This is a genomic window from Ferriphaselus sp. R-1 (assembly GCF_000746095.1).
Classification (GTDB): domain Bacteria; phylum Pseudomonadota; class Gammaproteobacteria; order Burkholderiales; family Gallionellaceae; genus Ferriphaselus.
Genome location: NZ_JQKP01000008.1, coordinates 44,199 through 62,286, shown reverse-complemented (window position 1 = coordinate 62,286; position 18,088 = coordinate 44,199). Strand labels below are relative to the sequence as shown.

Annotated in this window: 23 protein-coding genes; all 23 read left to right on the top strand. The window is 59.0% G+C overall.

Translation table 11 applies throughout. The annotated features are described in order from the left end of the window. Entirely contained in the window at nucleotides 1-1,647 is a 1,647-nt protein-coding gene (locus tag DM08_RS07430; RefSeq protein ID WP_237560244.1) for a transposase domain-containing protein, read from the top strand. A gap of 11 nt (nucleotides 1,648-1,658) precedes the next feature. Beyond that, nucleotides 1,659-2,612, top strand: a complete 954-nt coding sequence (locus tag DM08_RS07425) for an AAA family ATPase (protein ID WP_035384012.1) — start codon at nucleotides 1,659-1,661, stop codon at nucleotides 2,610-2,612. Between the two features lies 1 nt (nucleotide 2,613). After that, a complete protein-coding gene (locus DM08_RS13030) occupies nucleotides 2,614-2,787 on the top strand; it encodes a hypothetical protein (protein ID WP_161780274.1) in 174 nt (57 codons plus the stop codon). Between the two features lie 331 nt (nucleotides 2,788-3,118). Beyond that, nucleotides 3,119-3,676, top strand: a complete 558-nt coding sequence (locus DM08_RS07415; RefSeq protein WP_035384010.1) for a hypothetical protein — start codon at nucleotides 3,119-3,121, stop codon at nucleotides 3,674-3,676. Nucleotides 3,677-3,685: 9 nt separating this feature from the next. Beyond that, on the top strand, nucleotides 3,686-4,312 hold the full coding sequence (locus DM08_RS07410; protein WP_035384009.1) for a DUF3164 family protein: 627 nt from the start codon (nucleotides 3,686-3,688) through the stop codon (nucleotides 4,310-4,312). A gap of 1 nt (nucleotide 4,313) precedes the next feature. After that, nucleotides 4,314-4,565, top strand: coding sequence for a hypothetical protein (locus DM08_RS07405; protein WP_035384008.1), 252 nt, complete (start codon nucleotides 4,314-4,316; stop codon nucleotides 4,563-4,565). A gap of 36 nt (nucleotides 4,566-4,601) precedes the next feature. Continuing rightward, the gene (locus tag DM08_RS07400; protein WP_255358314.1) at nucleotides 4,602-4,913 is read left to right on the top strand and encodes an HU family DNA-binding protein; all 312 of its coding nucleotides are present in this window, start codon (nucleotides 4,602-4,604) and stop codon (nucleotides 4,911-4,913) included. Nucleotides 4,914-4,977: 64 nt separating this feature from the next. Continuing rightward, nucleotides 4,978-5,427: a regulatory protein GemA gene (locus DM08_RS07395; RefSeq protein WP_035384006.1), complete on the top strand. Its 450-nt coding sequence runs from the start codon at nucleotides 4,978-4,980 to the stop codon at nucleotides 5,425-5,427. After that, entirely contained in the window at nucleotides 5,424-5,825 is a 402-nt protein-coding gene (locus DM08_RS07390; RefSeq protein ID WP_035384005.1) for a DNA-binding protein, read from the top strand. The genes DM08_RS07395 and DM08_RS07390 overlap by 4 nt, the downstream gene beginning before the upstream one ends. Nucleotides 5,826-6,027: 202 nt before the next feature. After that, entirely contained in the window at nucleotides 6,028-7,035 is a 1,008-nt protein-coding gene (locus DM08_RS07385) for a phage protease (RefSeq protein ID WP_035384004.1), read from the top strand. A gap of 57 nt (nucleotides 7,036-7,092) precedes the next feature. After that, a complete protein-coding gene (locus DM08_RS07380) occupies nucleotides 7,093-8,124 on the top strand; it encodes a Mu-like prophage major head subunit gpT family protein (protein WP_237560243.1) in 1,032 nt (343 codons plus the stop codon). A 61-nt stretch (nucleotides 8,125-8,185) separates the two neighbouring features. Continuing rightward, entirely contained in the window at nucleotides 8,186-8,632 is a 447-nt protein-coding gene (locus tag DM08_RS12735; RefSeq protein WP_088177604.1) for a hypothetical protein, read from the top strand. A 2-nt stretch (nucleotides 8,633-8,634) separates the two neighbouring features. Then, nucleotides 8,635-9,126: a phage protein Gp36 family protein gene (locus DM08_RS07370; RefSeq protein ID WP_035384003.1), complete on the top strand. Its 492-nt coding sequence runs from the start codon at nucleotides 8,635-8,637 to the stop codon at nucleotides 9,124-9,126. Further along, nucleotides 9,126-9,605, top strand: coding sequence for a phage tail terminator protein (locus DM08_RS07365; protein WP_035384002.1), 480 nt, complete (start codon nucleotides 9,126-9,128; stop codon nucleotides 9,603-9,605). Before DM08_RS07370 ends, DM08_RS07365 begins: the two co-directional genes overlap by 1 nt. Further along, nucleotides 9,602-11,065, top strand: coding sequence for a phage tail sheath protein (locus tag DM08_RS07360; RefSeq protein ID WP_035384001.1), 1,464 nt, complete (start codon nucleotides 9,602-9,604; stop codon nucleotides 11,063-11,065). The genes DM08_RS07365 and DM08_RS07360 overlap by 4 nt, the downstream gene beginning before the upstream one ends. A 24-nt stretch (nucleotides 11,066-11,089) precedes the next feature. After that, complete coding sequence (locus DM08_RS07355; protein WP_035384000.1) at nucleotides 11,090-11,452, top strand: phage tail tube protein; 363 nt, start codon at nucleotides 11,090-11,092, stop codon at nucleotides 11,450-11,452. Nucleotides 11,453-11,459: 7 nt separating this feature from the next. Further along, nucleotides 11,460-11,729 carry a phage tail assembly protein gene (locus DM08_RS07350; protein ID WP_051937947.1) on the top strand — a complete coding sequence of 90 codons (270 nt, stop codon included), beginning with the start codon at nucleotides 11,460-11,462 and terminating at the stop codon, nucleotides 11,727-11,729. A gap of 215 nt (nucleotides 11,730-11,944) precedes the next feature. Next, on the top strand, nucleotides 11,945-13,987 hold the full coding sequence (locus DM08_RS07345; protein ID WP_035383999.1) for a phage tail tape measure protein: 2,043 nt from the start codon (nucleotides 11,945-11,947) through the stop codon (nucleotides 13,985-13,987). Continuing rightward, nucleotides 13,984-15,129 (top strand): DNA circularization protein, encoded by a 1,146-nt coding sequence (locus DM08_RS07340; protein ID WP_035383998.1) that lies wholly within the window; start codon nucleotides 13,984-13,986, stop codon nucleotides 15,127-15,129. Before DM08_RS07345 ends, DM08_RS07340 begins: the two co-directional genes overlap by 4 nt. Further along, a complete protein-coding gene (locus tag DM08_RS07335) occupies nucleotides 15,122-16,135 on the top strand; it encodes a phage baseplate assembly protein (RefSeq protein WP_035383997.1) in 1,014 nt (337 codons plus the stop codon). The genes DM08_RS07340 and DM08_RS07335 overlap by 8 nt, the downstream gene beginning before the upstream one ends. Then, entirely contained in the window at nucleotides 16,132-16,641 is a 510-nt protein-coding gene (locus tag DM08_RS07330) for a phage baseplate assembly protein domain-containing protein (RefSeq protein ID WP_051937945.1), read from the top strand. Before DM08_RS07335 ends, DM08_RS07330 begins: the two co-directional genes overlap by 4 nt. Then, complete coding sequence (locus DM08_RS07325; protein ID WP_035383996.1) at nucleotides 16,641-17,039, top strand: phage GP46 family protein; 399 nt, start codon at nucleotides 16,641-16,643, stop codon at nucleotides 17,037-17,039. Before DM08_RS07330 ends, DM08_RS07325 begins: the two co-directional genes overlap by 1 nt. Next, nucleotides 17,036-18,088 carry a baseplate J/gp47 family protein gene (locus tag DM08_RS07320; RefSeq protein ID WP_035383995.1) on the top strand — a complete coding sequence of 351 codons (1,053 nt, stop codon included), beginning with the start codon at nucleotides 17,036-17,038 and terminating at the stop codon, nucleotides 18,086-18,088. Before DM08_RS07325 ends, DM08_RS07320 begins: the two co-directional genes overlap by 4 nt.

Genomic DNA, 18,088 nt, shown 5'->3' with positions numbered 1-18,088 from the left:
ATGGTCAAGAGGATAGAGCCGCCACAGGGCGGCGGGAAGGTGGTGATCTCCACTGCCCAAGTGCTGGCACTGCGTCAGCGCGATCCTTGGCGTGAGGCTACCGAGCGCGCCCGCCAAGTGGCTCAGAGCCGCGAGACTGTCGTGAGCTTCATTTTGCAACAGTGCAATCAAGGTGTGTCGCAAAACAATGCCGTCTCGCTGCTGATGGCACGCGCTGAATCTGGCCTGTTGCCTGCGCACGTCAAGGTGGCGCTGGCAGGGTCGGCCAAGGCTGGACGTGCCATGCCGTCTCGCTCAGCGATCTGCGAGTGGTGCGCCCAGCACCGCGAAGGCGGTGTCACCGCGCTGCTGCCCGATCACAAGGGGCGCGTGGTTGAAGCGGCCGGATGGTGGGGGCCAGCGCTGGAGTATTACAACAATCCCGGAAAGCCGGATATGTCGGCGGTGCATCGCCGACTGGTGGAGGTAGATGGCTTCGCCGTCACCTATGACCAAGTTCGAAATTACTTAACAGGAGTACCCGCCATGCTAGGACGCAACAGCCCCGCCCGTATTGGCAAGAACCTATACCGACTGACCGAAAAGGCGTACATCCGCCGCTCGACCGAGAACGCGCTGCCCGGCGATGTCTATGTCGCTGACGGCTATCGCGCCGACGTGTACCTGGCGCATCCGGTCACCGGCGACATCTGGCGGCCTGAGCTGACGGTCGCCATTGATATGCGCAGCCGGATCTGTGTCGGCTGGCGCGCTGATGAGCACGAGGGCACGTATGCCGTGCAGAACATGTGGGCGGAGTGTTTTGCCCGCTGGGGGCATGTGCCGCCCTTCATCTACGTGGATAACGGATCGGGCTACAAGAACAAGCTGATGAGCGATGACCTGACCGGCTTTTACGCCCGTGCCGGGGTGCAACAGATCATCCATGCCATCCCCGGCAACCCGCACGGCAAGGGCTGGGTGGAGCGTTTCTTTCGCGGCATGAAAGACGATTTCCTCAAGCTGTGGATGCCACAGCTCTACTGCGGCACCGACATGGCTCCCGAGGCGCTGAACAAGACGGTGAGTGAGATCAAGGCTGGTCGGCTGGCACTGCCGACGCTGGCTCAATTCACCGAAGCATTCGATGCCTGGCTGGTGCGCTATGCCCATCGACCACACCCAGAAGATAAGCGCATCAGCAGGGTGTCGCTGTGGTCAGAGCTGGTGCCGATCCCGCCGCACGCCAGCGTCACCGAACTCAAGCGTCAGGCTGTCACCCTCACCGTACAGCGTGCCTCAGTCAAACATGGCAAGCGCGAATACAAGCACGTCGATCTGCACGCCTTCAATGGCCAGAAGCTGCTGCTTGAATATGACCTGATGGATGACCGAGTGGCGGTGATGCGCACGCTGGATGGCCGCTGGATCTGCGATGCACATCTGATCACCGCCATTGATGCGATCGCACCAAGCCGGTTGGAAGAGAAACGCCAGAACCGTGCCGCCGACGCTATCAAGCGTCTGGAACGCAAGATGGATGAGCAGATGGCTCGCGCCGGTCGCGTGTTCGATGCCGAGGCACTAGCCGAGGGTGCGCTGCCTGCGCTGGAGGGGGAAGCGCAGCGTATCGAGCACAACGATTTCAGTTTGGACGATTTTAACTAAGGGAGAACAGCATGACGCAGAAGACGTATCCAACCCACTACACCACCGCCGATATCGCGCTGGTGGAGCGTATCCACCTCTGGATGGCCGAGCATTCCTACAAGCAGGCTGCGCTGGCGCGGCTGGCACGGGTGCCCGCCAGTACGCTGAATCAGATCATCAATGGCAACTACATCACCAGCCCCAGCAAACAGCTCGCCTCGGTGGAGTCGGCCATGCGCCACGCGGAAGAGACCACCTCAGATGCCGTAGCTCCAGTCGAGACCAGCGTTTTCAAGCTGGGGCAGACCTGCTGCGCGATGGCGCGGCGCAATCGCAACTTCGCCGTGTTCAGCGGCTATGTCGGCACCGGCAAGACCTTTGCTATCAAGCATTACGCTGCCGAACACAGCAACACGCATTTGATCGAAGCCACACCGACGATGACCCCGCAGAGCCTGATCCGTGACCTGTCGGTGCGCATTGCCGGATACAGCGGTAAGGGCAGCATCGCCAGCCGTTTTGATGCGGTGGTAGATGCGCTGCGCAATACCGATAGCCTGCTGATCGTGGACGAGGCTGAAACGCTGACACCGCACCAGCTGCACACCCTGCGCCGTCTGCGCGACCTCGCCAACGTGGGCATTTTGCTGGTGGGTACCGAACACTTGTCCGGCCTGATCAAGCCTGCTCATGGGCAATTTGACCAAATCCGCAGCCGCACTGGTTTCTGGCCGGAGACGGTGCGCCAGATCACCCAAGATGATGCCGCCGCCCTGGTACAGGCCGGATTCGGCACGGAAGAGGTGCCGGATGAAGTGGTGGTGCGGCTGTATCAATACTGCAAAGGTAGCGCACGGATGCTGGTTGAGGGGCTGATCGCATCGATGCAGCAGATGCGCAAAGGGAAGCAGCTTAGCTGCGACATGGTGGATTTTGTGGCACGCCAAGCGCTGTGCTTGCAGGCCTTGCCTAAGGGAGCGTGAGATGAACGAGAACTTCAAGACTTTACTGGGAATCGTGGCCTTCGTTGCGGTGCTGGCCTTCTTTGCCAAGATGGACTACGTCGCCGAGCTGGAAATGGAAAACCAAGCGTTGAAGGCCAAGGCGGATCAGTGCCAAGGCCGTCGTATGGTCTATGCCGAGCGGAGGGGCGCATGAGACCGATCACTCCCACCAGCACGCTTGGTATCACCCTACTCGCGCTAAGAGCCGGGCCGATGGAGCCCGCCACAATTAGGGAGCGCTGGCCCACCTCCAATGGCGGGCTGACTGAGCTGGGCAGGCTAGGTTTGATTGAGCAGGTAGATGGACTGTATCGGTTGACCGAGGCAGGTCGTGCCGCGTGCCCTAGCCGCCGATCCGCTCAGCCTGAGCCGATGCACGCGGAGGCCGATGCCAAGAGGCAAAAGCAAGAGCAGCGCCGCCGCAAGCAAACTCAGCAGAATATCCGCCGCAAGATGTTGTGCAAAGAGCGAAGGATGGCCGCGTAATGCGTACCTCCTGCCCAGCCTGCGGAGCCACGGCCAGCCTTGATGTGCTGCTTGGCAACGAGGGTGCGCGCGAGGCGGTGATGGCGGCGCTGGCCATGCCTGCGCCCATCGGCAAGCTGCTGGTGCAGTACCTCGGCCTGTTCCGTCCAGCCTCTCGCCAGCTCTCGTTCGACCGTGTGGCCACCTTGCTCAACGAGCTGCTGCCGATGATCGCTGAGGCCAAGATCGAACGTAATGGTCGCACTTGGTCAGCACCGCAGGACTACTGGCGCATGGCGCTGGAAGAGATGCTGGCCAAGCCCAGAGGCTGCCCTGGAGGGATCACCTTGCCGCTCAAGACCCATGGCTACCTATTGGCCATTATTGCTGGTTACAGCAGCAAGGCTGAGGGCGCACAGGAAGCTAGAACTGAGGCCAAGCGCGCAGGCCATACACCTGTCGGAAGCGTGGCAGCGCATCAACCTGTAGCACCCGCTCAGCCCGAGCAAAAGAGAACATCCATCCCAGAATCGGTGAAGGCCGAGCTGGGGCGCTTGAAAACCAAAACCCACCCATAGGAGACCATGATGAGCATTACCGAAACCAAACCCATCCCAGAGGGATATATGCAGGATGCCAAGGGCGCGCTGTGGCCCAAGGATACCGTGCGCGAGATCGATCTGGTGCGCGACGAGCTGGTACGCGAGATCGTCGGCAAGGCCAAAGCTCAATCGGAGGCGCTGGCGCAGTTCAAGGCCGGTGTGTTCGGCGATATCGAAGCCTTCATCCAGCTCAGCGGCGAGAAATACGGCGTGAAGATGGGCGGCATCAAAGGCAACGTCAGCCTGCTCAGCTTCGATGGCCGTTTCAAGGTGCAGCGGGCCGTGGCCGAATCGCTGACCTTTGACGAGCGCTTGCAGGTCGCCAAAGAGCTGATTGACCAGTGCATCCACGAATGGAGCCAAGGGTCGCGCTCCGAGATCCGCGCACTCATCAACGATGCGTTCCAAGTGGACAAGGAAGGACGGGTGAACTCCGCGCGCATCCTGAGCCTGCGCCGACTCGACATCAAGGATGAAAAGTGGAACCGCGCCATGCTGGCCATTGGCGAGAGCATTCAGGTGGCGGGCAGCAAGACCTACTTCCGCGTGTACGAGCGCGTCGGTGATACCGACCAGTACCGCCCGATCAGCCTTGATATTGCGGCGGTGTGACATGAACGCGCTGATTGTTTTCTTAGGCACGTTCGCCACCGTTTTTGCGCTCGGTTTCCAGAGCCAGAACGTGAATCAAGGCCACTACAAGGCCGCGATGCTGACCTCGTTCGCCATCGGCGGCGGCAATCTGGTGATCCTGCGCTCTATCCCGGACGGCAACCTATCCGCCCTGCTGGCCTACCTGCTGGCAGGCCCCATCGCCATCGTGGCCAGCATGTGGGTACACGAACGGACGCTGGGTCGGAAGTAGCCCGTGGTCTGGATCACCACCTGTAGCAGATTAACGATTTACCCAACCAACGAAAGGAGCAACACCATGAATCAAGCAGAACTCATCAACGCCATTGCCGCCAACATTAGCAACACGGGCACCAGCAAGGCCGCTATCAAGTTTGTCTTGGATACCCAAGCCGAGATTGTGAAAGCTGAGTTGAGGTCAGGCGGAGAAGTGACCTTGCCCGGATTAGGCAAGTTCAGTACTGCGCAGCGTGCAGCGCGTACTGGTCGCAATCCAGCGACCGGCAATCCGGTGCAGATAGCTGCCAAGCGCGTGCCTCACTTCAGCGCAGCCAAGGTGCTGAAGGATGCCGTGGTCTAAGGCTTTGCCTCATGTCTCCCGCATTCGTGCAGGAGACATCGGGAAACGTCTTACGGAGAACAGCATGAGCGACTTAATCAAACATTACCTCCAGCTCGTTGGCATCGCCAAGGGCTGGGCGATGAAGAACCTGCCGGGCTGGAACGACGAGATCCACCGTGACTTGTTGCAACGCCACGGTGCGATGATGATCGATGGGCGCATCTCGGCTAGCAGCTTGAATGTGCCGCAGCTCGATGCGGTGCTGTGCGATTACGAGCGGCGCGGCTGGAGTCGGCAGAAGCGCGTCTTCAGCGGCGGCGGGGATGCCAAGAAGGTGCCTGAGCGCATTGCCATGATGGTGCGGATGTGGGGCAAGCTGGGCAAGGCGGGCAAGGTGGAGAAAGCCACCCGCCCGGCGCTGCTGGCCTTCTGCACGCGGCAGACTGGGCGTGACGTGCCGAATCTGGATAGCCTTTCTGTGGCTGAGTCGCAGAAGATCATCGAAGCGATGAAGGGATGGTTGGCGCGATGAACTACCACTGGCCAGCGGTCGATGTAGAGCTGCTGCGTACCCTGCCACCGGTGCTAGGTGCGGTGGTGCGGGCGCTGGGCTTTGGGCGTGCCAAAGAGTTCCTGGTCGAACGCGGCGGCGTCAATATCAGTATTCCCAAGCACCGTAGCGCTGGCCTTGGCCTGAGCGATGACGAGCTGGCCAGACTGCGAGAAATGCTCGCGCTACACATGGATGCCGCTGACCGGGTGTGGATGCCTAAACCGGACAAGCTGTTCATCCGGGTGCGCGACGAGCAGATCCGCCGTGAGAAGCATCGCTATAGCATCACCGCCCAAGCGCGGCAGCACAATCTCTCCAGCCGTCATATCCAAAATGTGCGCCGCGAGGGGAATGATGCGCAGCTGGACTTGTTCTAGCCAGCACGCATACGTTTAAAAATCACCACGCGCATTTGAAATGCCAGTGATCAACAAAAATCAACCCATCGCACCACTCGAACACACTAAGCCCTCAAAGCGCGTTTAAATAGGTTTCGCTCTATCTTCGGGCGGGAAACATTTCCCGCCGTGTTTTACCTCCCCTAAAACGGCATGATGCTCTCCATCAACAGGAGCCTCCATGCCGAACGCCAATCAACCCTCTGCCAGTTTTGCCGCCCTCACTTTTGAGCTGGGCGCGGGCGGTGATGCGGTCACCACCGAGGCACATTTGCTGCCGGTGGGGCCGTTTCGGTCGAGCGATGTTCGTCCGGTCGAATGCGCAGCGTGGCAGTTGGATGCGTCCATCGCTGCGCGAGTGATTGAGCGTGCGTCCAATCGCAAGACGGACACGCTGATCGACTACGAGCACCAGAGCCTGCGCTCTGAGGCCAACGGCCAGAAGGTGTTGGCAGCGGGCTGGATTCCCAACACGCTGGAGTGGCGCGAAGGCAAGGGTCTGTACGCCATCAACATCGGCTGGACGGCGCAGGCGCGCCGCGAGATCGCCGACAAGCAGTATCGCTACATCAGCACGGTCTTTTACTACAACGGAATCACCGGCGAGGTGCTGGAGATCATTTCTGTTGCCCTGACTAATACCCCCGGCATTGATGGACTGGATGCGCTGGCCGCAATGGCGCAAGCGGCCTTGTCGCGGGGTGAGCTTACCGATTTTTTAACCACAGGAGGAGCCGACATGGCACTGAATGACCAGCAAGCGGCAGCGCTCACCTCTGAGCGTGATGGCCTAAAGACCAACGTGGCGGCTTTGACTTCCGAACGCGATGGATTGAAAACCCAAGTGGCGGCGCTGACCACCGAGAACGGCGAACTGAAAACCAAGGTCACTGCGATCGAACAGGAAAAAGCACAGGCGGCTCTGGCGACAGAGAAGGCCAAGTGCGAAGAGATGATTCAGGCTGCGCTGACCAGCGGGGTCTTGACTCCGGCTGAGGAGGGTTATGCCCGCAAGAAGACTCTCGCTGACTTGACCGAGTATCTGGATACGAAAAAGCCGCTGGCAATTCTTAATAAGCAGGCGGGCGGCAAGGGCGAGGCTGGTCACGGCCTGAATGAAATTGAGCTGGCTTTCTGTACCAAGATGGGTGTGAAGCCGGAAGACTACGCCAAGAACAAGACGGCCTGATCCTTGATCAGATCATCGACGTGTTAGTGAACTAAGTTCTAACTTTAGGAGATAACAATGTTTGCAAAGATTAGCTTTAAAACGTGGGCGCTGGCGCTGCTCGGCATGGTTGCACTGGCGTTGGTGCTGACCGGTCATTCCGCATTCAGTGCCGATTCGGAAACTATGCTGATGGCATTCGGCGGCGTGTTGACGCAGGCTCAAATCCAAGCATTGCACACCACGCTTAAAACCCGTTTCAATGCCGGTCTGGCGGCGGCTCCCAATCACTGGCAGCAAGTGGCGCGACTGATGCCGAGTGATGGCAAGTCGAACACGTATGCCTGGCTGAGCCAGTTCCCCGCATTCCGCGAGTGGGTCGGCTCGCGTTTGCACAAGGTGCTGGCAGAAAACGCCTACTCGGTGGTGAACCGCAAGTTCGAAAACACGATTGATGTGCAGCGCACCGACATCGAGGATGACAACTTCGGCCACTACGGCGCGATTGCAGAAAGTCACGGCCAGTCGGTGATTGATATGCAAAATGATCTGGTATTTCAGGCGCTGAAAGATGGTTTCACCAGCCTGTGCTACGACGGCCAGTTCTTCTTTGACATCGACCATCCGGTGTACCCGAATGAAGACGGTACCGGTGTGGCAGCGACGGTCAGCAATATGCAAGCGGGTATTTTGGAGCCGTGGGTGCTGCTGTGCACTGAGCGTGCGGCACGCCCCTTGTATCTGCAAGAGCGGATTAAGCCTGAATTCGATTCGATCACCTCAACCCAGAACGCCAATGTGTTCGATCTCGATGTGTACAGCTTCGGTGGGCGTTGGCGCGGGGCGGCGGCTTATGGCTTCTGGCAGTGTGCGTTTGGCTCCAAGGCGGCGCTGACCGATGTCAACTTCCAGGCGGCCTATACCGCGATGATGAAGTTCAAGGGCGATGGCAACCGCAAGCTGGGCATCACCCCTGATTTGCTGATCGTTGGCCCGGACAATCAGGCAGCGGCAGAGCTACTGCTGAAGGCGCAACAGAACGCGAATGGTGCCTCCAACATCAACTACAACAAGGTGAAGCTGCTGGTTACCCCTTGGCTGGGTGCCTAAGCTGGTTCCGGCTCCCTAGTGGGGCCGGGTCTTTGAACTGAATTTATCGGGAGTTTGAATCATGGGTAATGCTGATTTGTTGGTGCTGTTTGTGCGGATCAATCTGAAGACCGAGGCGGAGCGATTCTTCCGTTGCGGTATCCAGTTTGGCCGCGAGTGGCAGAAGGTTGAGGTGGATGAGGCCACTGCGATTCGCCTGCAAGAAGAGCAGATGCTGGAGGTGTTGGAGATTGATCCTGCCGCAGCTGCCGCACTTGATGTACCTGTCGCATCTGAAACACCTGCGGCACCTGTCACAGCTGATGCACCTACCGCACCTGTGGCACCTGCTGACCCGATTGAGCGCGCTGCTGCGGTCAAGTCGGCCATCCTGCAACTGGATACCGCCGACTCCAAGCTTTGGACAGGTGGCGGTGCGCCGACGGTGGCCGCCATTGTGGCCATCACCGGCTGGGACGTGTCCGCGATCGAGCGCGATGCGGTCTGGGCTGAGATCAAGGCTGTTTGATCATGGCCTTCGCTACCCGCTCTGATCTGTTGGCACGCAGCAATGCGCGTCGGCTGGCGCAACTGGCGGTGCCTGCCGATGTGCAGATGCCGCCGGATGATGCCCTGCGAGTGGCGATTGCGGGCGGTGATCTGTCAGCGCTGACCAGTGAGGAGCACGCCTCAGTCACGCTGGCGCTGTCGGCCATTGATGGTGCGCTGGTGGATGCAGCAGAGGTGCTCGTGAGCTACCGCATCCCGACGACGGCCTCTAGCCCACTGATCGCCCGTCTGTGCTCAACCATTGCGCTGTATTACCTGCAAGGTGCTGAGCGGATGACTGATGAGGTGAAAGTCGCTTACGAAGCATCCATCGGTATGCTCAGGTCTCATGCGCGTGGCGATCTCAATCTGTTGCCGGTGACGGTGGCTGAAGCGGCCTTGCCGGAAGATCAGGTGATTTTATCCAGCTCGCCGCGACGTTATGGCAGCACGGTGCCTGTGGGCGGCTGGTAATGCTCTCGCTCAAACCCATCATCGTGATGTTGACTGCCAAACCCGTGTGGTTTGAGGGGCTATGGTTCCGCAAGGTGGATGGAGCGGCGGCCTATGCCAAGGTGCGCCCGGATGCGTTGCCCCTGCCCGCCGCCTGGGTGGTGCGCAGTGCAGATAAGGGCGAGCCGATCGGCGAGCGGCTGGATAGGGATGAGCCCGAGTTCGACGTGGTGATTGCCATCGAGAATGCGCGCAGTCATGAGCCGGGCGAAACCGACGAGCAGTTGCTCAAGTATCGGCAGGCGGTGTACCGCTTGCTGCGCGGCGAAGAAGGCGCTCCGGACACGCGACCCATCATCTGGCGCGGTGGCCGCGTGATCGAGTACACCGACGGCGACCTGTACTGGGCTGACCGTTACAGTTTTGAAGGCGTTATCAACAATTACCTGCCCGACCCGGCAGGTTTCAATAGTGTGAATTACACAGGAGGCACTTTATGATTTCCATTCCGCAACTCCCCGCCGCGTTACGTTATCCGGGTGCGTATGTCGTCGTCGATGGCTCCAAGGCGGGTCTGGGTGGCGATATTCCAGCGGTGCTGCTGGTTGGCCAGAAGCTGGCCACGGGTACGGCACCGGCGGGTGAGATCACCCTGATCTCGGGCGTGCAGGACGCGATCAACAAGGCGGGCGCTGGCTCGATGCTGGCTCAAATGGCCGCCAAGTATCGTGCGGTCGATCCGGCGCTGGATCTGTACATGTTGCCCTATGCTGATCTGGTCGCTGGGGTGGCTGCCACTGGCACGATCACACCGACCGCCGCCCCGACTGCCAATGGCACGCTGGCGCTGTATATCGCTGGCAAGATCGTCAATGTGGCCGTGACAGCGGGCATGACGACAGCTCAGGTCGCCACGGCGATTGTTGCTGCGATCGCAGCAGCGGGTATGGATATTCCGGTGACGGCGGCAGCAGTGGCGGCAGTGGTAACGCTAACTGCGCGGCACAAGGGGACGTGCGGCAATGCCATCGACGTGCGCACCAATCTGTACGGCGAGACGACTCCGGCAGGCTTGGCGCTGACATTGGTGGCGATGACGGGCGGCGCCGGTGATCCAGTTCCGGGCAACCTGTCTGCTGTATTGGGTCAGCAGCGCTGGTATCGCTACGTGGCGCTGGGCATCAATGATGCCGCCACGCTGGCTGCCTGGCACGCAGAAAGCCAAGCGCGCTACCTGCCACCGATTCAAGCGGGCTTCCGCGCCTTCACTGCATTCCGGGGTGACTATGCGACCGCTGCGGCCTTTGGCGTGACCAAGAACTATGAGCACATTTCCGACTTGAGTTTGGAGCTGAATCCCACGACCACCTGGGAGGCTGCGGCTATCGTGTGTGCGGCTGCCGCACCGCGCTTGGTGAACAACCCGGTCGAGTCGCTGGAGGGTACGCCGCTGCCCGGCATGGTGGGCGTGAGCAATCATGACTGGACCAACAGCAACAGCCTGCTGTTCAAGGGTATGAGCTTGATGACGGTGGCCAAGGACGGCTCGTGCTTCATCAAGCGCCTGATCTCGATGTACCAGTTCCGCCCCGATGGCTCCGCCGACGATGCCTTCCTGGACATCAACACCGCCGAGGTGATGGAACGCATCCGCTATGAGCAGCGCATCGGTGCGATCAAGCGCTTCACGGGAACGGCAGCGGCGAAAAGCAACGAGGGTTACAAGCCCGGCCTGCGCATCACCACGGTGGACGACGTGCGTGCCTATCTGCTGAGCCTGTATCAGAACACGCTGCTGCGTGAATACGGCTGGGTGCAAGAGTACGAGTACTACAAGTCGAATCTGGTGGTGGAGCAACACCCGACTGACCCGAGCCGTTTCAACTTCGCCGATCAGCCGGTGCTGTTGTCGCCGTACTACATCTTGGCGGGTGTAGGACAGTTCCGCAAAGCGGTTTAACGATCCATTGAAAGGGGTTTAAACATGGCACAAATCAATAACATTCGGACGGTCTCGGCACCGTCAGTCGGCAAGCTACCGTTGGCAGATAAGCCTGGTACATTTACACCCAGCGGAAAGAAGCGCGAGCATAAGCCGGGTCGTCTGGCCTCGGATGGTGGCTATACTGAGTCTGAGGTAGCCGCCAAGCTAGAACTGAATCTCAACCTACTGCCCGGTGTGAATGCGCAGTTGCTCAACAATATTAAGGATGAAGATGTCACCGTGCGATTGGCGGATGGCAGCGTGCATCTGATGAGCTTGGCGTTTGTCTCTGAGCCTGTTCCGGTCGATGGCGGCGATAGCAAGATGACCATCATGTCGAATACGTCTGAAAAGATTGCGTAGGTGAATAATGGCTAAGTTGACTCTCAAATATCCACTCACCTTCGGCAAAGCGACGGTGACCGAACTGAATTTTCGTGAACACGCCACAGCAGGTGACTTATTGGCATTCGATGTACGGGGGCCAAATCAGCAGACCATTACACTGATTGCCAACTTGACCGGAACCGATGAAGCGCTCATCAAGCAGCTGCATGTGCATGACTTCCGTGCTGCGGATACGATTGCCTCAGAACTCATCAAACCGGAATCTGATGAAAAAAAACCCAGCGAGTCCTGATTGCATGTGCCCTGGTTGCGCGAGGGCTACATCAGGACTTGAATGTCGTAAAAGCTATGCCGCTGGCTGAGTTGTTTATTTGGGCGGGGATTGCGGCTTCGATGGAAGGTAGGACGTTCGAGTAAGTATAGATCGTCCGGCGGGAAATGTTTCCCGCGTAATATTCAGGCAGGTGAGTTGTTAAGCTCCGGTGTAAATCCACCGGAGCTTTTTTCATGTCAGAACCCGCTATTAGAGCCGAGTTACACATCACGCTGAAAGATAGTGCAAGTGCTGGCCTGAAGTCGATTGAACAGACATCAGTCAATACGGCGAGCAAGACAGCATCTGCTTCGGTGGCCGCAGCCAGCAAGTCGGCGCAGGCTGCGCGCGATTCCGCATCCAAGTCAGTTGCGGTGGTGCAGGCGCAACATGATCAGCATATCAAGGCCTATCAGGACATTGCCCGCAGCCGTGAAACACTGGGCATTCGTTCTGAGCAGACCATCCGAGCCGAAATCTCCAAGACTGAAGAGGCCTATCGGCATCTGGCCAGAAGTGGCGATGCGAGTGCGCGTGAGTTGGCACGTGCGCAGGATGTGGCGCTTGCCAAGGTCAAGGCTTTGCGCAAGGAAATGGACGGGTCAAATAAGCCGGGAACTGCTTCGACTGCGGGTTATATACCTGGAGCAGCGGCTGCGGTCGGCGGCGCGTACATGATGACAGCACCTGCGGTCACACGAGCTATGGACTACGATCACACCGTGGCAGGCCTGACCAATACCCTATTTAGTGACCGCGATACGGCTGGTCGAATCGCGGGTAAAGAGGAGATCAAACAGGCAATTCAGGCCGCACTTAAGGTGGGAGGCGGTACGCGCGAGCAGGCGGCGGGTACGCTTTCAACCTTGATGGGGAGCGGAGAATTCACCAAGGATCAATCATATGGCCTGTTGAAAACGATACAAAAAGGGGCGACAGCCGCACAAGCTGATCCCAGTCAAATCGCTGATATTGTGCTGGCTGCCAAGCGGATGGGAATTAAGCCGGAACAAATGGACAAGGTTATTTCCAAGGCCATTCGTGCGGGTGAGTTGGGTGGATTTGAGCTGGCTGATATGGCAAAGCATTTGCCTGCTGCTCTGAGTTCGGCGCGAGGTCTAGGCTTAACTGGAATGGCAGGGTTTGAGCGTGTATTGATGTCGATGCAAGGATCGGTGTTGACCGCTGGCACGAAAGATGAGGCCGCGAATAATCTGATCAACATCTTTGAAAAAATAAATAGTGAAGATACGGCGAAAGACTTTAAAAAGCAGGGAATCGACCTACGTGGTGAGTTGGCCAAGGGTGCACTGCGAGGTGAAGATACGATCACTACCTTCACTCAGCTTATTGATCAGCTCATCGCTAAAGACCCCAAGACTAAGGCGGTATCACAAGAGCTAGATCGTTTAAGCAAGATTGCAGAAGATAAGAAAAGCCCGCAGCGCGAACAGGCGTTAAAGCAAATTCAGCAAATTTACTCATCGGGTGCTACTGGCAAGGTGTTGCAGGATCGCCAGGCATTACAGGGATTTCGAGCCGAGTCACAAGCAAGCAAGACGGGACTGAGCACTGACGTTCGTAAAGGATTGGCGCGTGATGATAAGGCCCAGGAGCTGGAGACGAGCTATGCCGTAATGAATGACACAGCCAGTGCGCAGACTCAGCGTTTGGAGAATGCCAAGCTGGAGGGGCAGGATGCTGCGCTGACGGGTGCAGGTGGGCCATTGAAATCCATGTTTCAGGGCATGGTTAGCGCGGCTGAGGAGTTCCCGTTGATGACCGCCTCGGTGACTGCCGCAAAAGATGCCCTGATATTGTTGGCGGGAGCGGCAGGCATTAACGCATTGCTCGGCGGTGGGAAAGGTGGACTACCACCCTTGGTAGGCGAAAAAGTTGGCAAGGTGCTCCCTGCTGCTAGTCGCGCGCTGCCAACTACATTGGCTGCTCTTACTGGTTGGGAGCTTGGCTATAACGTGGTCGGTAAGCCACTAGCGCGGGGCATAGATGGCCTAGTGCAATCGGCTACAGGCGACAAGAACCAAAATCTGGGCGGTTGGATTTATGACCTGCTGCACTCTCCCGCACTAAAACCACCTGAGCAAAAACCTAGTGAGTCACACACACGGGTTGATATTAATCTCCCCCCGGGCGCAACCGTAAAGTCTCAAACAACTCAATCCACCGGACCAATTAGAACGTCGATCAATACCGGAAATCTGTGGGGTATCCTATGAGCTGGGCGGATCGCATGGTGACGGCTCGGTGGCGTGGTAACCAGTTCCTGACCGAGAGCCATGACACCAAGGGTGGGCGTCGGTTGGCGGTGCATGAGTATCCGGGCGGTGAGGAACCGGTGGTCGAGGATCTGGGGGCGAAGTCGGGCGAGTTCCGGCTGAATGCCTACTTCATCGGGTTCGACTACGACCTGTTCCGTGATGCCTTTCTGGTGGCGCTCAATACGCCGGGTGCCGCTTGGCTGGATCATCCGTGGCGTGGGCAGATATGGGTACGTGCGCGCGATTGGTCGATCCACGAAAGCAACGATAAGGGCGGCTATTGCACCATCAGCGTGGACTTTGTGCCGGGCGGTAAGGATGCGGCCAAACCAGCGCCAGATATGGCGGATGTTGCCAGTTACGCCTGCGCAAATTACATGCTGGGGGTGACGGATGGATTTGACCTGACACCCATGCCCGAACTCAGCATGACTAGCTTGATCGCCACGGTGCAGAAGCAGCTGGACACGATGCGGACCATGATTGCGCTGGCAACCCTGCCGCTCACGCTGATGAGCCAGGTGCGAAACGTGATCGAGGGCGTTAAGTCTGATTTGGCAAGCCTGATGGCAACCCCAGCGGCCTATGCGACTGCGATTCACTCGCTGGCCTCGTCTGTTGGCGCGGCCTCGGCGGTGCCGGATACTGCACTGCCCAATGTAGTGACGCATCTGGTTGCGATGGCCAAGCTGCCGGTGGTGATGCCGGGCGGCTCGGGCGACTCGCCGGCACTGCGCATCAATCTGATGCGTGAGGCGAATCTGCGCGGGCAGTTGCTGTTGGGTGCGGCGGCGCAAGTAGCGCTGGCTGACTATCGGGTGGCGAATGACCGCGATGTGGTGCTGGCCAGCGTGGTGGGAGCGATCGACGATATGCTGCCCTCGATGTCAGACACGGTATTTCAGTTGGCGCTGGATATGCGCGCCGCGCTGAGCGATGCGCTGCTGGCACAGCCGCTGGAGGCTGCTGTGGTGCGCGAGGTGGTCAACCCACTGCCTGCGACAGTGTTGGCACATCGCTTGGAGGTGGCTGAGGATGTGTTTCTGGCGGTGAACAAGGTGCGGCATCCGCTGTTTGTCCAGGGGAAGGTGTATGGCTGAGGGCGTGATCGAAATCCGCTTTGATGGCCAGCGCTACGGCTATTGGCAGAACGTCTCGGTGCGCGAGTCGGTGGATGATCTGTGTGCCTCTGTCGATCTGGGCATCACGTTGCCGGGGGCGGGAGAGTCGCTGGCGCTGACGGCCAATACGGTAGTTGAGGTGTTGGTTGATGGCGAGTTGGTCAGCACGATCCGTTCTGGCAAGATCCAGCGCGATGTCCGCGCCACCGATCACACCATCCAGTTCGGCGCGCGGTCGCTGGCACGCGAGCTGGTGGATTGCCAGTACTCGAAGACGCTGAATAATCTGAAGCTCGAAGAGGTGGTGAAGCGCATTTGTAAGACGTTCAACGTGCCGGTGAAGGTGGTCGCCAAGACGGCGGTGGTACCGAACTTTTCGATGCAGTGCGAGACCCCCTCCAATGCGCTGATCAACGCGGCGCGCACGGCTAATCTGCTGCTCTACCCACAGCCGGATGGTGGACTGATTCTGGCTGAACCGGATGCCGGGAAAGCTGTGGCCACGCTGGTGTATGGCGAGCACATCAAGAGCTATAGCCTGGTAGATGACTACGACATGCGGTTCTCGGAATACGTGGTGAAAAGCTTTGATTATGAGAGCGGCGCCGCGCTTAAGGGAGCAGTCAAGGATGATGGCATCAGTTTCTTTCGACCCATGCACATCGTGGCTGACCGGCATGGCCATAGCTTGGGCGGCTGCGATCGGCGGGCGGAGCTGGAGCGTAACCGTCGGCTAGCCAGAGCGCATTCGATCAAGCTGACGGTGCAGGGCTGGCGGCATTCGACGGGTGTGTGGGCAGTCAATAAACAGGTGCGTGTGGTGATTCCACATGAGGGAATCGACGGGGTATTTCTGATTGGTGATCGCGTGCTGAGGCAGGATGATCAGTCTGGATCGATCGCCGAACTGCATGTGATGCACCGCAATGCCTTTGCGGGCGAGCCACCGAAGAAAACCAAGCGGAGTGCGGGAGCGAGGCGATGATAGGGACGATCTGGAGGCGGCTACAACTGCTCTGCGCACAGGGCGTGGTGAATCTGGTTGGTGCCGACAAGATTCAGGCGCGGGTGCTCGATGGTGAGACGCTGGATAATCTCCATCGGGTCGAGCCGTATGGGTTGAGCTACCGACCAAAGCCGGGTAGCCGCGCTTATTTGTTTTTTCCGGCGGGTGATCGCTCCTATGGTGTGGCACTGGTGATCGGCGATAAGCGGTACCAGATGGATCTGCAAGAGGGTGAGGTGGCGCTGCATGATGACCAGGGGAACTTTGTGAAGCTAGGTCGGGGTGGCGTGGTGACGGCAAAGTCCTCATCTAAGGTGATCGCAGACACGCCTCTGTTCGAGACTACGGGCGATGCAAAGGTCGGCGGAAAGCTGACAGTACTGGACGGAGCCAACATTACAGGAACCGTGATGAACAACGGCAAGAACGTCGGCAGCTCGCACACCCATGCGGAAACCGGAGTCAATACTTTGGGGGTCAACTGATGCTGAAACTGGTACAAACTGGCACCGGAGTGTTCGATCTGGCATTCAATGATCCGTCTCTGGCCGACGAGGATGCTGCTGTGACCACGCTGGTGTATGCCGTGTTGTTCTCAGATGCTGAAGCGCCCGTGGCCCGTGTACCTGATCGCTATGATCGGCGCGGCTGGTGGGCTGATCCTGCCGCTGGCAGCGGGCTGTGGCATCTGCGTCGTCAGCCACTGGGCAGTGCTGCCCGACGTGAGACGCTGGCCATGGTTAAAAATGCGCTTACGCAGCACGGGATGACCGGTGTTGCAATCACTGAGCTACCCGACGCGGCGGGAAATGTTTCCCGCGTTACTCTGCAAGTCACCGGACTGCACAATGGCCGCCAAGCCATTGTGAAAGTCCCGTTGTGACCCCGTACAACCGCCCTTCCTATACCGAACTACTGACGCGCATCGAGAGTGATCTCGCTGCGCTGCCTGCCGTGCTGCGCAGGCCGCTCGCTGCGACTTGGGCACGGGTGGCCAATGGGGAGCATGGGCATCTGGACTGGATCGATGCGCAATGCTCGCCACTGACCTGTGAGCTTGAGCGGCTCTACGATTGGGCGGCGTTATATGGTGCGGATCGTCTGCTGGCCACACCGGCCTCGGGTGCTGCGCTGGCCACGGGTAATGCCGGCGCTCAGGTGTTGGCGGGTACGCTGTTGCGCGGCGGAAATGGTCTGGACTACTCAGTGCAAGCGGCAGTGGTGCTGGGTGCGGGCAGTACGTCGGTATCACTGCGTTGCGCCACCTCGGGCGCGGCGGGCAATTTGGTGGCGGGTCAGCTGCTGACTCTGGTGGATCCTCTAGCCGGGGTCAACAATACCTTTACAGTAGGTGTGCTGGGCATGACCGGCGGTGCAGAGGATGAACTGGTCGATGCTTGGCGTGCGCGAGTGGCCGATGAGTGGCGCACGGTAGTGACTGAGGGTGCGCGCTCGGGTAAGCCTAAAGATTATCGGCACTGGGCGAAGAGCGCTCATCCCTCGGTCACCGGGGCGCTGGTGCAGCTGCATACCCTCGGTGTCGGTACGGTGGTCGTGCGACCGGTCTGCAATGGGCTGGCCGACCGGCTGCCGACCCAGGCGGTGCTCAATGCAGTGGCGGCCTATTTCGATCCCGTGGTGCCCGCGACGGCGGATTGGCGCGTAGTTTCCCCCACGGCGCATCCGGTGACGTTGTCGATCCACCTGCTCCCAGCGGTAGATACAGCTCAAAATCGTGCGGCGATCAGCGCGTCGCTTAACGATCTAATCCTGAGTAAAGGCGGTACCGATACCGAGGTGTTGACTGTGCTGTGGGCCGAGGTGGACACGGTAATCGCGCTCACTACCAACCAATATACCCTCGACGAAAGCGTGCCCATCGTATGGGCGGCGCACGAGGTACCGGTGTTGCAGCCGGTGGTGTGGATCTAG